Below are 19,120 nucleotides of genomic sequence, written 5' to 3'. Positions count from 1 at the left end.
CGCTCGCTGATATTGGGTATTCTAACTCTAACTGTCTTGGCTCCATTCTTAACGATTTCGTGTTTGCCACAACGTGGGCAAACACTGACGGAATAAGTTAAGTCCGCATAAATCCGTAAGGCATCACGTGAAGTATCTTGAACTTTGAAGTTAATAATGTTTTGGTCTTTAATTTGTAGTAAATCTCTTGTAGACTGGTCTTGGGACATGTTGTCATTCTCACTTTCAATTGGTTTTCGTCGACTATGTTGTTGTGGTGGGGCAATGTGCCCTTTTATTATACAAAAAATGATGTCGACAGATTTCTCTATCAACACCAAATATCATAGAACCGAGATAATTAAGTAAATAATCGAGAATGAGCCTGGTTGACTTCGCGGTCGGCCGGGCTTTTTTGAACGAGTAGATTCGTATCTAGCTGGCTTATACAAGGCCGAGTAACAGCTTAGTAACGGGTTACATCGAAATAAAATTTAATGAAAGCTCACGTCGTTGGTCAATAGCGGGGGTCTCAGGCACTGCAAACAATCAACAACTAATCGTAAAATTAGTTTAAAAAGCGAAATAATCAACTGTTACGCTTTCAGCAAAGTGTAACTCAAATAAAACGTTTGACGTAATTTGTGACAAAAATCGAGTCAAAATCCTTGTTTTAAGACTGTAAATATGGCCAAGTGTGTAACTCACAAATTTAGTCACCTGGACAACTTTTCTAATGATAAATTAATATTTTTCGTTAGACTCTAAAACTATGAAATTGACCTATCGTTAATGGTATTGCCCCGGCACTAATCATTTGATAATTTTTACCTATGAGTTACAGACGTCTTAAATGCCTATATATAAGCATTTATAAACTGACGAGTGCAGTTAATAAGCTGACTTGGAATACAACAACTAGCCGTTTATCAGGCTAACAGTGAGATGAAATCTGAATGTGATTGTTTTAACATTAAAGATAAATAATTAAAAAATTTGTATATACCACCGATAAATTTATGCTTAAAACAGTATGTAGAGTAAAATTGTGTTAAAATAACGATTGTTAAGATAGTGGTTTATAGGGGATACCCTTTATTAGGGTAATGTGTATAGACCACTCAACATGCATCTTCAAAATATTTGCATATTTAATGGGAGTAGTGATTGTCACTCAACTATCACGTGTTTAATTTAAAAGGAGGACGTTTAAAGTGAAATTCATGCGGAATAAAGCTTTTAACGGCGATCCCAAATTACGGTACAAGATGTACAAGGTAGGGAAGACCTGGGTTTTCGCTACACTAGCATCTTTTTCGCTGTTAGGTGCGGGAACGCTATCTGCCAGTGCGGACACAACCAGCCAAGCAGATCAAACGAAGACAACGGCGGTCGCTTCTTCTGCGGCGAGTGCATCCAGTAGTAGTGCGGGACAACAAAAAAACAGTAGTTCAGCGGCATCGAGTGCAGCCAGCTCGGCCACTGGTCAAGAAACGACTGGAACCAGTTCCAGTGCAGCTAGTTCTAGTGCAACTAGTGACACCCCGAGCAGCGCGGCGCCTTCTGCGGTAGCGGAAAGTGAATCAGTTGCGTCTGCTAGCAGTTCAGCCAGCTCATCGTCAAATACATCAAGTGCTAGTGCAACTAGCGCGATGACTAGTGCCAGCGCCACAGTGGCTTCTTCTACTGTAGACGCGGCCAGTGTTGCTGCCAGTGCTGCCGCAACGGTTAGCACGGACGTGACGCTGCATACGAATGTGACCAAGGCCGTAACGAAGGTGGCCACGACCAAGAAGAGTGTTGTGACGCCGGTAGCTGAAAGCGATACCGTTACGGTGGCCGCTAGTTCCAGTGCAACGAGTGGGGCAGACAGTTCAGCGGCTAGCAGTGCATCGAGTGCTGCCGCAGCCGCTCAAGCCAACGCGCAAGCTGCTAGTAGCTATGCAGCCTTAGTGCCAACGGCCGAAACTGCCAACGCCTACAATGCGACCAGCAGTTACGCTGTCAAGACGGCGACGGCTGCTGATATTACCCAGTACTACAACAGTTTAGCGTCAGCCTACAAGCAAGCCGTTGCCGACGACATGGGGGATTCCGACACCATGATTGACCGCTACACGACGGCTTTGTCGGCGGCTAGTTCTGCGGCTATCGAAGCGGTATCATACGCTGACTTAGCCTCTAGTGCGGCAGTAGTCGCCAAATCAGCTGCAGCAACCGGCTTGAAAGATTTGGTCAGCAGCGCCAATACGCCGACCTTCTCGGCAGCTGCGGCGGCAAGTGAAGCAGCGGTAGCCGCAGCCACGGCCGCAAGTAGCGCATACAATGCCACGCAGTACGATACCAGTAACGCGGCAGCGGTTGAAGCCTACTCAACAGCCAACAGTGCGGCTGCCGTGGCGGCCAATGCTTCTTCTCTCGCAACCTCATTAGCCAGTGACGCGCAAGCCCAATACGTTTTGGCTTCGAGTGCCGCTTTAAGTGGCGACTATGAAGCGGCTAGCGATGCGTTGGTGGCTGCAAATAGTTTGGCAACTGAAGGATTATCGGCCTACAGTACTGCTAGCGAAGCCAATGCGACCGCCCAATCTGCGGCCAACACGGCAACGTCTTTGGCTGTCGGTGATTCAGCAACCAAGGCTTCTTCTAGCGCGGTATTAGCTGCCGGCTATGCCAGCTCGGCTAATTCGTTAGCCGAAGTTGCAGGAGACTACGCCGGAAACCAGTCAGCGGACTACGCCAAGAGTGCGGCATCATACGCAACACTAGCGACGTCTTCTGCTAACCTGGCGAGCTCCGCAGCGTCTACTGCGGCTATGGCGACGAGTGCTGCCGATGCCGCATCGTTAGCGCGGGTAGCCAGTTCAGCTGCATCTGAAGCAGCCATTTCCTTGGCGGGAGCTTCGAGTGCTGCCTCTTTGGCTGCGGCTTACGATACTGAAACGAGTGGCACGCAAAGCACGATAGACGAGGATCAGAACGCTGATGGTGCCACGGTCAATACGATTACCTCGACCAGCACTGCAGTTAAAGTTGGCGAGAGCGTTTCGCTGAGCAATACGATGGCATTAGGGAGCTACTATAACGGTGCTTTGTTAGGTGGCTCACGGAATTATAGTCTGAAAGGTAACGCAACGTTCACTTGGTATGTTTCAACGGATGGGGCGAACTGGGAAATTGCTTCAACCAGTACTGAAAAGGGGACCACGGGCACTTATGCGCCAACTTATACGGCTGCTGGGACCTACTACTATCAATTAGTGGTTAGTGGGACTAAGACGGCAACTTACTTGCTATCAACGGTAAATACGGCAACGTTCTCAGCAGCTTCCAACGTCATCACCATTGTGGTTTCAGATGACAATGGTAACTACACGGATCAAGCCACGAGTGCAGCGACTGCCGCGCAAACGGCAGCTTCGATGGCTAATTCACTAGCCTCATCTGCCAACTCGGCTTACACGCAATTGACGACGACAACTGAAATCGGCGCGAGTGTAACGATTCAGTCCTACGCTTCCAGTGCGGCAGCGCACACGGCTAACACGGCATCTTACGCGGCCTTGGCTTCTTCAGCGGCAACCGCTGCCAGTCAGGCTAGCAGTTTAGCAGCTAGTTACGAAGCAGGGCGAGACTACTCCAGTGCATCTTCTGCAGCCGCAGCCGCAATCACTGCTCAAAGTGATGCCACGGCATTTGGTGAGAAGACGTCTTCCGCAGCTAGTTTGGCAGCTTCCTACGTGGCCTTGACTTATAATGCCGCGCAAACGCAGTCCTCCGCTGCGGCTTACCTGGCGTCTAGTTACGCAGCTGCAGCTTCAACGGCGGCTAGCTTAGCCATGGATCAGGCCAATATTGCCAACTCTAATGCAGCCGATGCGGCCAACGCCTTTGCTTCAGCACCTTTGTATCAAGCGGATGCAAGCGCTGCCAATAATGCGGCGATCACGGCTAACTCCAATGCGGCATCGAATGCTAGTCAAGCAGCGGCAAGTTCTAAATTAGCTGCTTCCTACGCGGCGGCAGGTGATTTGAACGCTGCATCGAACGCCGCAGCTGACGCGGGCACTTACCTGCAATGGGCCAAAGAAGCGGCCAGTTCCGCTGCCAGCTCAGCGAGTCAAGCAACTAAGATCATCATTGATGGACAATCTTCGGCTACGAGTTCTGCGGCGGCAGCCACTGCCGCAGTTGATTCCGCAGCCACCGCAATCGCGCAAAGCGCCGGGTCCACAGCCGCTTCCTTAGCCGCTGCGATGACACAAAACACCAGCCTAGGGGCGTCATACACGGCCGCAGCCGCCCAATACGCACAGGCAGCCCAATATGCGACGGCTACCGCGGATGCTGCGACTAATGATGCCAACAACTACATGGCGATGGCGTCTTCAGCGGTTGCTGCTGGTAGTTTCGCGATGGCTAGTGAATACTCGACCGCTGCTGATGCAGAATTGTCGACAGCCGCGGAACTGGCTTCAACGGCCACCGTTTCCGCTGCTGCTGCCAGTGAAGCCGCCAGCTATGCGGTATTGTACTCGAACAACTTGGGCAAGCCTAATGGCAAGCCAACCGGTGACGCACTGGTTCTTTTAGGGATGGTCATCTCTGGTGGTTTCACGCAACAGCCAACGGCAGTTACTTCCACCACCTCTGGTAAGACGATCACCTTGACGTCCACGGCTAAGACGGGGTTAGGTGCCCTGAACATTTCGCATTCGACGACTTGGTACGTCCAAATCAACGGAAAGTGGACGCGGCTCAAAGGGACTTCTGGCACCATCACCGACGCTAACGGGACTACCGTGGGAACGTATTCCACGAAAGACAACACGCCATGGTATTCCATGCTGGCAATGGCTTCCAGTACGTTGACGGTAACGACAGCCGATGACTTTACCGGCTCGTTACTGTTCCAAGCGGATGCGTCATTCTTGGGAACTAGTAGTATTACGGGTGATTTCCATAGTAACGTCGCCCAAGTCGACGTCTACGACAGTGAAATCGCTGCGTCGGGTATTTCAATTGACGGGGATGACTACATTCTCAACGGCTCTGATACGCAGACTGAAGGGGTCTTCACGGCGACAACCAATCCTGGAAACGCAACTGGAGACATTACTTGGACCAGTAGTGATGAGTCGATTGCAACGGTCAGTTCTGATGGAACGGTCACGCCAACGTCTGAGACTTCTGCTGGTAAGATTACGATTACCGCAACGATTACGAATGCGGATGGGACCAGCTATTCTGCTAGTAAAGAAGTAACGGTTGGTAACGGTTTGGCTGATCAAACGGCGAACACGGGTGATACATTGACCTGGACGCCAGAAATGAACACGACCGACACGAGTCAGGCCACTTACCAGTGGTACTACTCCGCAACCGCCGGGAGTAAAGGCCAAGCCATTTCAGGACAAACGGGCGAAACGTTAAATCTTGAGGGTGTCACGACGAGCAACCAAGGCTACTACACGCTGGTGGTAACCACGAAGAATGGGTCAATGTCCTTAGGGCAAGCCTACTTGACAGTTAACGCGACTTCCACGGCCGGCGCTTCTTCCTCAGCAAGTCTGGCCACAGATGCAGCAACTGAAGCGGCCAAATACGCAAGCGTTGCCAACTCTTATGGGGATGTGGCTTCACAGTATGCGGTCAAAGGCTCAACGGCAAGCTCACATGCAGCCAATGCAGCTACAGCCGCTTCTACGGCCACTTCAGCAGCATCGGCCGCTCAAGCAGCAGCTGATGCCGCATCATCCGCTTACTCTGCAGCTTCCTCAGCAGAAGCAGCGGCAGACAATTCAGCAGCACAATCGTATGCTAAAGAAGCGCAGTCAGCAGCTTCCGCAGCTAAGGAATCTAAAGATCACGCTTCAAGTGCAGCAGCAGATGCACAGTCATACGCTAATTTAGCAATTGCGGCCGAAGTGGATGATTCCGATAGTGATTCAGAAGGGGATTCTGACGCGGATAGCGATTCGGATTCAGATAGCGATTCCGACTCTGACGCGGACTCCGACAGTGACACTGACTCGGATAGCGACACAGATAGTGATTCAGATTCCGATACGGATTCGGATGCCGACAGCGACACAGATAGTGACTCTGATTCAGACACGGATAGTGATTCAGACAGCGACTCCGATTCAGATTCCGATGCAGATAGCGATACCGACTCCGATACGGATTCAGATTCCGACTCCGACACAGACAGTGACTCTGATACGGACTCCGACAGCGATTCCGATACAGATAGTGATTCCGACACGGACAGTGATTCAGATTCCGATAGCGATTCGGACAGCGATACCGACTCGGATGCGGATTCCGACAGTGATTCGGATACTGACTCCGATTCAGACACGGATTCAGATAGTGATTCGGACAGTGACACCGATTCTGACGCCGACAGTGACTCTGATACGGATGCTGACAGTGACACTGATTCTGATAGTGATTCGGATTCCGACTCTGACTCAGATTCGGACAGTGATTCTGATGCGGATGCTGACAGTGACACGGACTCCGATTCAGATAGCGACAGTGATTCTGACACAGACTCCGATTCAGATAGTGACTCTGATTCGGACACTGACTCCGACACAGACAGTGATGCGGACTCTGATAGTGATTCGGATTCCGACTCTGACTCAGATTCGGACAGTGATTCCGATTCAGATGCCGACAGTGACACCGACTCGGATGCCGACAGTGACTCTGATACGGATTCTGACACCGACAGTGATACCGACTCTGATAGCGATTCCGACACTGACTCCGATTCAGATTCAGATACAGACAGTGATTCTGATGCTGACTCTGACACAGATAGTGATTCAGATTCTGACAGCGATACTGACTCGGATTCAGACTCCGATAGTGATTCCGATACAGATAGCGATTCCGACTCTGATACGGACTCTGACACGGATAGTGATTCCGATAGTGACACTGACTCTGACTCGGATTCCGATAGCGATGCGGACTCCGACGCAGACAGTGACACAGATTCCGATAGTGACGCCGATAGCGATTCTGACAGCGACACCGATTCTGATACGGACTCTGACTCAGATTCTGACAGCGATAGTGATTCAGACAGTGACACAGATTCCGATTCAGATGCGGATTCGGACTCCGACTCGGATTCTGACGCAGACAGTGACACCGATAGTGATGCAGATTCCGATTCAGACACGGATAGCGATTCGGATGCAGACAGCGATTCAGACTCTGATGCGGATTCCGATAGCGATAGCGACACCGACACCGACTCCGACGCTGATTCCGATACAGACAGCGATACTGACTCGGATACGGATTCGGACAGTGACACGGACTCCGATTCAGATAGCGACACTGACTCAGATGCAGATAGTGACTCTGATTCAGACACTGACAGTGATTCTGATACGGATTCTGACAGCGACTCTGACGCTGATTCCGATTCAGACTCAGACACTGACAGCGATTCAGACTCTGATGCAGATAGCGACAGTGATTCCGATACGGACTCTGACTCAGACACAGATAGCGATTCGGATTCCGATACAGACAGCGACTCTGACTCAGATTCAGACGCCGATAGCGATTCCGACTCAGACACGGATAGTGATTCTGATACGGATTCAGATTCCGACACGGACAGTGATTCAGATTCCGATAGCGATTCGGACAGCGACTCAGATAGTGACAGTGATTCAGATTCCGATAGCGATTCGGACAGCGACTCAGATAGTGACAGTGATTCCGATTCAGACACTGACTCAGATGCAGATAGTGACAGTGATTCAGACACGGATAGCGACACCGATTCCGATGCGGACTCCGATTCAGACTCCGACAGTGATACTGACGCTGATTCTGATTCGGACAGTGATTCCGATAGCGACACCGATTCAGATAGCGATACGGATTCCGACGCTGACTCCGATAGTGACTCTGATACGGATTCAGATTCCGACACTGACAGCGACTCTGATTCAGACTCGGATTCGGACAGTGATTCCGATTCGGACAGTGATACGGATTCAGACTCGGATAGCGACAGTGACAGCGATACAGATTCTGATACAGATTCTGATACAGATTCAGACTCTGACGCGGATACCGATAGCGACTCCGACACTGATTCCGACACCGATTCCGACACCGATTCAGATACAGACAGCGACACCGATTCTGACAGTGATTCGGATTCCGATAGCGACACCGACTCGGATAGCGATTCCGACACTGATTCCGACACCGATTCCGACACCGATTCAGATACAGACAGCGACACCGATTCTGACAGTGATTCGGATTCCGATAGCGACACCGACTCGGATAGCGATTCCGACACTGACTCCGATTCCGATTCAGATGCAGACAGTGACACGGATTCGGATAGTGATACGGACTCTGACTCCGATAGTGATTCAGACACTGACAGTGATTCCGATGCGGACTCCGACGCAGACAGTGACTCAGATTCCGATAGTGATGCGGATTCCGACAGTGACACTGACTCCGATTCAGATAGCGACAGTGATTCTGACTCAGACACCGATTCCGATTCAGACTCCGATAGCGACTCAGACACAGACACCGATTCCGACAGCGATTCGGATGCTGATAGTGACACAGACTCTGATTCAGACTCCGATAGTGACTCTGATACGGATTCCGACTCTGACGCGGATAGCGATTCAGACTCTGATTCTGACACGGACTCAGATGCAGATTCAGACACAGACTCCGATTCGGATAGCGACAGTGATACTGACTCCGATACAGACTCCGATTCAGATTCGGACAGCGACTCAGATAGTGACACTGATTCTGACAGCGATACCGATTCCGATAGTGATTCCGACAGTGACACTGACTCGGATGCAGACAGCGATTCGGACTCTGATGCGGATGCCGATAGTGACTCTGATACCGATTCTGATAGTGATGCTGATTCTGATGCGGATAGCGACTCTGACTCTGACACGGATTCTGACAGTGACTCTGATACTGACAGCGATTCGGACTCTGATACAGACTCTGACAGCGACACTGATTCAGATGCAGATAGCGACACCGATTCCGACTCCGATAGCGATTCCGACTCAGACACAGACTCAGATTCCGACAGCGATTCGGATGCTGATAGTGACACCGACTCGGATAGCGATTCCGACAGTGATGCTGACTCTGATTCTGACGCGGACTCCGATAGCGACTCTGATACGGATAGCGATACAGACAGTGACTCCGATTCAGATACAGACAGCGACTCTGACTCTGACGCTGATTCCGATTCAGACTCAGACACTGACAGCGATTCCGACTCTGACACGGATGGTGATTCCGATAGCGATACGGATTCCGACGCTGACTCCGATAGTGACTCTGATACGGATTCAGATTCCGACACTGACAGCGACTCTGATTCCGACTCAGATTCCGACAGTGATTCCGATTCGGACAGTGATACGGATTCTGACTCGGATAGCGACAGTGACAGCGATACAGATTCTGATACAGATTCCGACTCTGACGCGGATACCGATAGCGACTCCGACACTGATTCAGATACAGACAGTGACTCGGATTCCGACTCCGACACTGACTCAGATTCAGATTCAGATGCAGATAGTGATACGGATTCTGACGCCGATAGCGACTCTGACACTGATTCGGACAGCGATACTGACTCGGATTCAGACTCTGATTCTGATAGTGACAGTGACACGGATGCTGATAGTGATACGGACTCTGACTCCGATAGTGATTCAGACACTGACAGTGATTCCGATGCGGACTCCGACGCAGACAGTGACTCAGATTCCGATAGTGATGCGGATTCCGACAGCGACACTGACTCCGATGCAGATAGCGATTCGGATAGTGACACCGATTCTGACAGCGATAGCGACTCTGATACGGATTCCGATTCTGACAGCGATAGCGACTCTGATACGGATTCCGATTCTGACGCGGATAGCGATTCCGACACGGACTCAGATTCAGATTCGGACAGCGACTCAGATAGTGACACTGATTCTGATAGCGACACCGATTCCGATAGTGATTCCGACAGTGACACTGACTCGGATGCAGATAGCGATTCCGACTCTGATGCGGATGCCGATAGTGACTCCGATACCGATAGTGATTCGGATTCTGACGCGGATAGCGACTCTGACTCTGATACTGACAGCGATTCGGATGCTGATAGTGACACAGACTCTGATTCAGATTCCGACAGTGACACTGACTCTGATTCTGACGCGGACTCAGATAGCGACTCTGACACGGATAGCGATACAGACAGTGACTCCGATTCAGACAGCGATTCCGATTCTGACTCAGATGCAGATAGCGACAGTGATTCAGACGCGGATAGCGACTCTGATACGGATTCTGATAGCGACACCGATTCCGATTCTGACTCCGACGCCGATAGCGATTCAGACTCTGATACAGACACTGATTCCGATTCAGATACAGACAGCGACTCGGATTCCGACTCAGACACGGACTCAGATTCAGATGCGGACAGCGACTCAGATAGTGACACTGATTCTGATAGCGACACCGATTCCGATAGTGATTCAGACTCCGACAGCGATTCAGACACTGATAGCGATTCCGACAGTGACACTGACTCGGATGCAGACAGCGATACCGACTCTGATACGGATACCGATAGCGACAGTGATTCAGATACGGATAGCGATTCTGATTCTGACAGCGACTCAGATTCTGATTCAGACGCCGATAGTGATTCAGACGCAGACTCCGACAGTGACTCAGATACAGACACCGATTCCGACAGTGATACGGATTCCGATTCAGACACCGATTCTGATAGCGACACTGATTCCGATTCCGACAGTGATAGTGATACGGATTCAGACAGCGATTCAGACAGTGATAGCGACTCAGACACAGACTCAGATTCAGACAGTGACTCCGACTCAGATTCCGACAGCGATACGGATTCTGACACAGATTCCGATTCCGATACTGATTCCGACACTGACAGTGATTCAGACACGGATTCCGATAGTGACTCTGATACCGATTCCGATTCTGATACGGATTCAGACTCTGACGCTGATAGCGATTCCGATTCTGACAGCAACACTGGTTCAGAAGGTGATTCAGATTCTGAATCCGAAGGCTCCGATGGCGATGAAGGATCTGGTAGTGATAACGGTACTGGTAGTGGCAATGGTAGTTCCAACACTGGCAACGGTTCTGGCAGTAATGCAGGTGGATCTGGTACGACTGGCGGCAACGACGCAGGTACGACCACGGACCAAGGCGCAGCAACCAGCACAGGTACCGCTGGTGCTACGGGTACACCGGCTACGACTGGCTCAGCCGCAGCAACAGTTTCACCACTTGGCGACGCTACAAACACTGCAACGCCAGCAACACCGGTTGTTGATTTGACAGCTACGTCTCCAGCAGTTGCGAGTGATACGGCAACTGAGGCAAGTGATCAAACTACTGATGAAAAATCAGCTGATGATCGTGCCACGAAGGATAAGGCGAACACGACTACTGGTGGTGCAGCTGACACGACTAATAGTGGTGAAGGCGAAACGGCAACAGACAAGGCACAAGCAGATAATCACACGACGCTTTGGGGCGCAATCCTGGCGGCAATCGCAGCTGTCGGTGGAGGATCATGGTGGTTCTTCGACAAACGGCGGAAGAACGACAATGATTAACGCCTAGCGACACTAGTTAAATTAAGAGGGGCGCATTAGTTGAAAAACTAATGTGCCCTTTTTATATAGTTTAGTAATGACCACACACTTTGTAAAAAGTGTCTAGTTAAGCTGCTTTGAAGGTTAATCAATTTAAATGTGGTATGATAAACTTACATGAGCAGTTTGTTAGTAAAATAGGCAATCAATCTAAGTCAAATTGATTTTAAGATAAGCAATCAAATCCTAATATCATGGCGATTGTGAAAGCGAAGAAATCATGAATTGCTTATTGGCAATTCGTTATCAATTTATTATGGAAATCAAATGAAAAAAATAGTGTGCATGGTAAAATTATGTTAACATAAACTTGTGTAGAGAATAAACCAAATATACCAATAGACGTATGCATTTTAACGAATTTAAACGAAATTTGGAGGAACCTGCCGATGAAAAAAACGATAATTAAAAAATTCAAGGAAGCGGTCATTGATTCGGGTAATCTGACGGATCGGTCGACAGGTCAAAGCACGTTGGCGGTTTCCATTTCCAATCGGAAGAAGCGAGCGGTCGTTCATTTCTTTCAGGCAGCCACGTTCAATCAGGCGTGGGAGCAGGTTACCGCGGTCTTAGCAGTGGCACCTCAGGACGCTTGGGTACGTGTTGAAGTGGTTCAGGCGTTGCAGCAGCGTCCTGTAGCGGCAGTTAAGAAGGAATTGGCCGCGATGGAACGGATGAATTATTGGCGCCAGGGCTTGAGCTTTGATGCCAATTGCCAGACGGCCTTGCTGGAGATGGAAATCAATGGGCATGAATTCTTCAAGCCGAGCAAGGATCACCGCATTGGTAAGAATCCTTCTGGAATGTGGATTGACTACCCCCAGATCAGCAAGTATCTGACTAAGCGCAACGGAACGCCGGCACCTGATCTAGCGGCCGTTAAACAGGTGTGGACGTTTACCACGGCGGGGATTTTCTCCGATGGCACTAAGATTTGGCAGTTGGATGAGTCCGGGGCTGGCGAAAAGGGGACTCGACAATTAGTTGCGCCCCGACAGGAATTGCAAAATTACTTGCCACTGGGAGAAGATTTCTTAGCGCGGCAAATTAAGGAAGATGGCAAATTTATCTACGGCTACTATCCCGCTCAGCAGCGCATCCTCAGTAGTTACAACAGCGTGCGGCATTTCTCTTCGATTTACGCATTATTGGAAGCGATTGCTTTTACTGGTAAATGGGCGGACTTGCCGCGTGCTAAGCAAGCGCTGGCTTGGGGGTTGGATAATTTAACGCTGCAGGTCGACGATGCTTTATTCGTGATCGAGCACCGCAAGAACCAGGACCCCGAAGTCAAATTGGGTGCACAAGCCATGTTGATTTTAGCATTGTGTAAATACCAAGAAGTCAGCCACGACGAGACATTTTTGCCCAAGGCGCAACAGGTCTTCAACGGTGTGATTGCGTTTCGACAGCCGTCAGGGCGCTATAATCACGTCTTGAACCCTGACTTGACGGTCAAGGACGCCTTTCGCATTATCTATTACGAAGGGGAAATCACCTTTGCGCTGGCCCGGCTGTATGAATTGATTCATGACGACCGCGTCCAGGAAATGATGAAGCAGTCGCTGGACTTCATGGTGGCCAATGACTACGGCCGTTACCACGACCACTGGATTGCCTACGCGGTTAACGAAGCACTGCAGATTTTCCCTGAAAACCGGGATTACATGAAGCTCGGCCTGCAAAATGCCTTCAGCCATCTGCTCTTCATTGAAAAGCGGGATACCGCCTATCCGACGCTGTTGGAATTGCTGGATGCTGCCGTCAAGATGACCGACATCATCAAGCGGACGGGCAACGATGACTTGCTGGCTGATTATGATTTGAGCCGCTTACGCCGGGTCTGGCGCCAACGGGCCATGCATGAGCTGGCTACTGGGGCCTTTCAACCTGAATTGGCCATGTATTTCTATGCCCCGAGCAAGTTTGTCGGCGGCTTCTTTGCCCGGCATGACCATTTCCGAACCCGAATCGATGACTGTGAGCACTTCTTGTCCGGACTGATCAACTACTACAACTACGTTTACTGAAAGGAGAAGTCGATGGCAATTTTAACGGCAGTCTTTGCTTATAAAAAGGTGCAGTTGGCCATCCGTATGCTTCTGTACGTGATTGTGGGGGTCTTGGTCCTGGTTATGCGTTGGCGGCACAAGGAAAAGACCCGCAAGCGCATGGATGAGCGCACGAAGAAAATGATGCGGGAGACCAAGAAAAATAAGGATGGCAAATACCCCTGGGAAGAGTAACCACTAAGAGATTGGAGTGTCACGATGTTCTATTTTATTAATGAATACATCTTGCAGAAAAATTCTAGCGTGGAACACACCGCAATGAACCGCGTGAAGTTATTCAACCACTACAAGCAGCCGGCCCAAATTGTGACGAAGACTTACGACCGGTTGTTACATCAAACGATTGGCACGTTTAACCTGGCAGATGATGAAATCGTTAACATGTTTGATTTCTTCCAACACGCCACGGACGTGCCCACACAGGTCCTGCACACGGATGATTTGAACTTACCGTTGGCCTCCGAGGTCACGGTGGGGGCCAACTTTAGTCAAGTCTTTGAAGGGGACCGGCAGACCAGCAACGTTGGCTTTATCCCTGGGACGATTGGTCGGGTCTTTTATCAAGAGTTCTTCGATGGGCTGGGCAACGTGATTGAGACCAACCTGTGGGACTGGCGGGGCTTCAAGTCCGCGACGCAGTACTTCGGGCAAAATGGCAAGCTGATTTTGGAACGCTACTACACGCCAACTGGGGCAATCGCTATGGAACAATTCTTTGTGCCGGACACCAACGGTCAGCCGTTAGCATCACGGATCATCTTGAAGGACTATCAAGGTCGGGGCGACTTGTTCTTCCAAAACACCGACGACCTGTTTGCCTTTTTCTTGAGTGAACTTAGCAATCAGGACCCCGCAACGACCACCTTTATCAGTGACCGTCCTGGCACGGGGGTCCAACCCCTGCTGGCTTTAAATGACAATTCACGCAAGTATATCTACGTGCCCATCAACCACGCCGTTGAACCGAATGATCCGGTCCATGGCACACTCGATGGTTTCTTGGCCCCAGCGTTTGAGCACTTTAATCATTTCGACGGCTTTCTAACGGCGACGGAACAACAAGCCGACCACCTGAAGCAACGCTATCCGCAAGCCAAGGTGAACGCCATTTCGGCCGTGACCATGCTGCCGGCAACCAAGGATCAAGTCGTGGATCAGCCACAGCGGCGGCCGCACAGCCTGTTGTACGTTGGGCGAATCGCGGCGGATAAGCAGATCGAACAACTCTTGCGGATGTTCGCCTTGGTTCACGACCAAGTGCCCGATGCGACCTTTGACCTGTTCGGCTATGGCAGTCCAGAGTATGTCAAGCAAATGACGGCGCTGGTCCAAGAGCTGAAGTTGACGACCAGTGTGACCTTCAAGGATTACGATCCCCACTTGGCGGATCAGTACGACCATTACCAGCTGCTGGTCAATATGGCACTGGCAGACGGTGCGCCACTGGCGATGCAAGAAGCCATGGGACACGGCATCCCCGTACTCAGTTACCCATTCAATTACGGACCGCAAGCCTTCATCCAAGATGGCGTGACCGGCTATTTAATCGACCGGGGCAATTCACTAGCCATGGCCGATAAGGTGCGGACGCTCTTCACGGATGACGCCCAGTTGACAAAATTAAGCCAGGCCGCCTTTGACGAGGCCCACCAGAACTGGACGCGCCGTAAAGTTTGGAACCGTTGGCAACGCCTCTTACAATTTTAGAAGGGAGCACCGTTATGTATTATTTTTTAAATGACAATTTACAATATTCCAAATCTGGGATTGAACACGCCGAAATCAACCGGCTACGGCTATTTGACAAGAACGGGGTGCCCGCTAAAATCGTGACCCGTATCTTTTCCATGGAATTGTCTGACATCATCCAGCAGGCTGGTATTCCGACGGCAGGCTTCGTGAATTTATTTCAATTCTTCTGTGGCAGCGGCAACGTGCCGACCCGGCGCTTCTCGCTAAACGACCTTTCACTGCCCAGCAACACCACCCAAACCCGCAAGGACAATCAGGTCCAGGTCTTTGCCCAAGGGAAGATGCAGCTGATTATTTATTTGCGACAGGGCAGTGAGGACATCAGTAACATTCAGTACTTTGACGTCAACGGCCGAACGCTCAAAATGGCTTGGTGGGACGTGCGCGGCTTCAAGTGTCTCGAACAACTCTTCGACTGGGACGGTAAAATCGTGCAGGAACAGTACTTCGGCCCGGATGGCGTGGTCCATTTGGAAAAATGCCACCTGTTGAATCGGGCGGGCAAGGAACACATCAGCTGGCGGGTAGCCAATTACCGTGGCCGCGATTGGGTCTTCAGTGGGATGAACGAATTGACGCGTTTCTTCTATGATGAGCTCAATGATAACGGCGAGCCCAACGTCTACATTTGCGACCGGACCGTTGAGTGTGACTGGGCGCTGTTCCACATGCACACACCGGCATTTCGCGTCTTACACCTGCACAACGACCACGTGGCTGACCCCAGCGACATGCTGCACTCGCAACTGAACAACAACTACCAAAATGCGCTGACCAACTGGCGGGAGTGGGATGCCGTGATTTCTTCGACGCCCGAACAATCGCAAGACATTGAAGACCGTTTTGGCAAAGACATTCCAGCCTTCACGATTCCCGTGGGCTACGTGACCGATGCCCAAATCGCCGCGCCGCATCAAGCCTTCGATCAGCGGCAAAAGAACCTGATCGTGCACGTTGCGCGGCTGGCACCGGAAAAGCAACAGAACCACTCGATTGAGGCCTTTGCGCAAGTACACCGGCAATTCCCCGACGCGCGTTTGGAGTTGTGGGGGTATGCCAACGGCGACATTGGTAAGAAATTCAAGCAAGAAGCCGCGGACCTGGGACTGGCCGACGTGGTCAGCTTCAAGGGCTACACGCATGATATCGCGGCCGTTTACAATCGCGCGCAACTGGGGCTCTTACCCAGCCGAGCAGAAGGCTTCTCGCTGATGCTTTTGGAAGCGCAGTCACACGGTCTGCCAATGATTGCCAACGATGTAAAATATGGGCCGAGCGACATCATCGACGACGGGGTGAGTGGTCGACTGACTACCGATGGCGACGTGCAGGGTTTAGCCGACGCCATGATTGACCTGTTAAGCGACCAGCAACGACTCGCAGACTACAGCGCGGCGGCTTACGAGAATGCCAAGCGTTATTCCGAACAGGCCGTCTTTGAACAGTGGCGCGTACTACTGGACTATTTTAAAAACCGCACGCAGGCTCGCGTCGAAGTTTAATCACGGAAATGGGGGAGTAGTCATGGATCGAACAACGAGTTTAGTCGTCGATATTGACGGCACACTGTGCGACTTGAAGACGGCGGATCAGTCTTATTTGGACGTCGCGCCCAAGCCCAGCATGATTGCCCGGTTACGCGACTGTCAGGCGGCCGGCTACCACATCATCTTGTTCACCTCGCGGCAGATGCGGACGTACGCGGGAAATCTCGGTAAGATCAACAAGTACACGGCCCCGATAACGGCTCAGTGGCTGGCCAAATACGACGTGCCGTACGACGAGATTGTTTATGGCAAGCCGTGGGCCGGACACGACGGCTTTTACGTGGATGACCGGGCCATTCGACCGAGTGAATTGCTGAAGTACGATGACGATGAGCTGGCTGACTTGGTAGCAAAGGAGCGTGAGGTGCATTGACTCCAACCGTATTGGTCTTGTCCGCCGCCGAGATTACCGCTGACATGCAAACGACCTTTGGCGCCATTTACCCGGCCATGATTCCCGTCCAGGACGGCCAACGACTCATCGACCGCCTCGTCCAACAGTATCAGCCGCTGGGATATCAATTGTTTATGGCCGTGAGTGCCAGCGATGACTCGGTGGTCAGCTACCTGCGTGAGAAATGCTTGCCAGTCACGCCATTAAAAATTGCTAGCGGACTGCCCCTGAGTGAAGCGGTGGCCCAAGCATTGGCCCAACTGCAAGCGCAAACGACACTGGCCGACTTAACCCTGGTCTTTGGCGATACGCTGATTCAAACAGCGGACCGAACGTCGGCGGATACGATTTTCACGCATCAAGTCACCGACGCCGGGCGTTGGACGACCGTGACCAGCGATTCGCAACAGCACCTGCAGTTCACGGACAAGGTGGTGCCGTCGGCCAATCAAGCGCAGTTCACGGCAGTCGTCGGGGTATTCAACTTTAAGGCTGGTCAGGCGCTAGCCCAACTGTGGCAGGGCGCCAAGTCTTTTTACGAAAATCTAAGCCTGTATGCGGCCGACCATCCGCTGAAATTGGTGGATACGCCGCAGTGGCTGGACTTCGGGCACAGCGACAAGTACGCCGAGGCCAAGCAGGTGGAGGCGCGCTTCTTCAACAAGATGCAGATTGACTTTAAGCGCGGCATCATTCGCAAGGAGAGCACTGACGTTGACAAGTTTATCGGTGAGGTGCAGTGGTATTTGAAATTACCCAAACGCTTGGCGTACTTGGCCCCGCGCATCTTTGACTACTCGCTGGATGAGCAGGCACCGTTCGTGGAAATGGAATACGTGTCTTACGAAAGCCTGCACAACCTCTTCTTGTATGGCAACTTTGAGCTGGGGTTTTGGCGCGAGGTGATCGACGAGCTCTTCTTCTTGCGTTCGGAAATGACGCAGTACCAAGTGCAGGTGGCCCCAACGACCTATCAAAAGACGGTGACCACCATGTACTTGGATAAGACGGTGGCGCGGCTACGGCGGCTGTTGGCCGAAGATGCCTTTTACGCAGCCATTGCGGATAAACCGCTGATCATCAACGGGGCGACTTACCCCAGCATCAACGCCATTATCGCCGCGTTGCCCACGGTGCTCGCCCACAGCGGCGTGCTCCAGGGGGATGCGGTGGGCGTGATTCACGGCGACTTTTGTCTGACCAATATTTTGTACGACAACGTCAAGCACGTCATGCGGCTGATCGACCCCCGTGGGAAATTTGGTCAGTTCGACATCTACGGGGATGCCAAGTATGACTACGCCAAGCTGATGCACAGTTTTTCTGGGAAATACGACTGCATCATTGCTGATATGTTCCGGGTGTCTGCCGATACGACGGGGCGGCTGGACTATTCACTGCTGGTGACGGGCAATGAGGCGGCGGTGGGCCAATTGTTTGAAGCAAGACTGCGGGAACATTTAGGCGATGACCAAGTTTACCGGCAAATTCAGTTGATCACGTCATTGCTGTTTCTCAGCATGATTCCGCTACATCAAGATAAACCAGACCGACAAAAAGCCATGCTGGCGGTGGGGGTGACTACCTTTGCCCCGTTCATGGCAGGCGTTACGGAGGGATGAA

At 51.2% G+C, this 19,120-nt stretch carries 8 protein-coding genes; 7 read left to right on the top strand and 1 reads right to left on the bottom strand.

Translation table 11 applies throughout. The annotated features are described in order from the left end of the window. Nucleotides 1-209, bottom strand: a 209-nt coding sequence (locus EKM83_RS13490; protein ID WP_225418644.1) for a transposase family protein, incomplete at its 3' end; no start/stop codon positions are given. 993 nt (nucleotides 210-1,202) lie between these two features. Here EKM83_RS13490 and EKM83_RS11890 point away from each other — a divergent pair. The 7 genes from EKM83_RS11890 to EKM83_RS11860 all read left to right on the top strand — a co-directional run bounded on the left by EKM83_RS11890 (nucleotide 1,203) and on the right by EKM83_RS11860 (nucleotide 19,119). Further along, complete coding sequence (locus EKM83_RS11890) at nucleotides 1,203-11,693, top strand: beta strand repeat-containing protein (RefSeq protein ID WP_382337197.1); 10,491 nt, start codon at nucleotides 1,203-1,205, stop codon at nucleotides 11,691-11,693. Nucleotides 11,694-12,121: 428 nt separating this feature from the next. Then, nucleotides 12,122-13,762, top strand: a complete 1,641-nt coding sequence (locus EKM83_RS11885; protein ID WP_125577721.1) for a glycosyl transferase family 1 — start codon at nucleotides 12,122-12,124, stop codon at nucleotides 13,760-13,762. A 12-nt stretch (nucleotides 13,763-13,774) separates the two neighbouring features. Continuing rightward, nucleotides 13,775-13,978, top strand: coding sequence for a hypothetical protein (locus EKM83_RS11880; protein ID WP_125577719.1), 204 nt, complete (start codon nucleotides 13,775-13,777; stop codon nucleotides 13,976-13,978). Between the two features lie 24 nt (nucleotides 13,979-14,002). After that, on the top strand, nucleotides 14,003-15,511 hold the full coding sequence (gene asp1 / locus EKM83_RS11875) for an accessory Sec system glycosyltransferase Asp1 (RefSeq protein WP_125577717.1): 1,509 nt from the start codon (nucleotides 14,003-14,005) through the stop codon (nucleotides 15,509-15,511). A 14-nt stretch (nucleotides 15,512-15,525) separates the two neighbouring features. Then, entirely contained in the window at nucleotides 15,526-17,058 is a 1,533-nt protein-coding gene (locus EKM83_RS11870; protein ID WP_125577715.1) for a glycosyltransferase, read from the top strand. A 22-nt stretch (nucleotides 17,059-17,080) separates the two neighbouring features. Next, a complete protein-coding gene (locus tag EKM83_RS11865; RefSeq protein WP_125577713.1) occupies nucleotides 17,081-17,476 on the top strand; it encodes an HAD family hydrolase in 396 nt (131 codons plus the stop codon). Further along, nucleotides 17,473-19,119, top strand: a complete 1,647-nt coding sequence (locus tag EKM83_RS11860) for an aminoglycoside phosphotransferase family protein (protein ID WP_125577710.1) — start codon at nucleotides 17,473-17,475, stop codon at nucleotides 19,117-19,119. Before EKM83_RS11865 ends, EKM83_RS11860 begins: the two co-directional genes overlap by 4 nt. Nucleotide 19,120 lies beyond the last annotated feature (1 nt).

Origin of the sequence: Levilactobacillus angrenensis (assembly GCF_003946085.1) — a bacterium.
GTDB classification, from domain to species: Bacteria; Bacillota; Bacilli; order Lactobacillales; family Lactobacillaceae; genus Levilactobacillus; species Levilactobacillus angrenensis.
The sequence above is the reverse complement of the archived record's forward strand: the minus strand, read 5'-3'. Positions and strand labels throughout refer to the sequence as shown.

Bases quoted from the DNA above. Each gene is read 5' to 3' on its own strand.
- EKM83_RS11890 (WP_382337197.1), top strand. From the start codon at position 1,203: ATGCGGAATAAAGCTTTTAACGGCGATCCCAAATTACGGTACAAGATG.
- asp1 (WP_125577717.1), top strand. From the start codon at position 14,003: ATGTTCTATTTTATTAATGAATACATCTTGCAGAAAAATTCTAGCGTG.
- EKM83_RS11870 (WP_125577715.1), top strand. From the start codon at position 15,526: ATGTATTATTTTTTAAATGACAATTTACAATATTCCAAATCTGGGATT.
- EKM83_RS11880 (WP_125577719.1), top strand. From the start codon at position 13,775: ATGGCAATTTTAACGGCAGTCTTTGCTTATAAAAAGGTGCAGTTGGCC.
- EKM83_RS11885 (WP_125577721.1), top strand. From the start codon at position 12,122: ATGAAAAAAACGATAATTAAAAAATTCAAGGAAGCGGTCATTGATTCG.
- EKM83_RS11865 (WP_125577713.1), top strand. From the start codon at position 17,081: ATGGATCGAACAACGAGTTTAGTCGTCGATATTGACGGCACACTGTGC.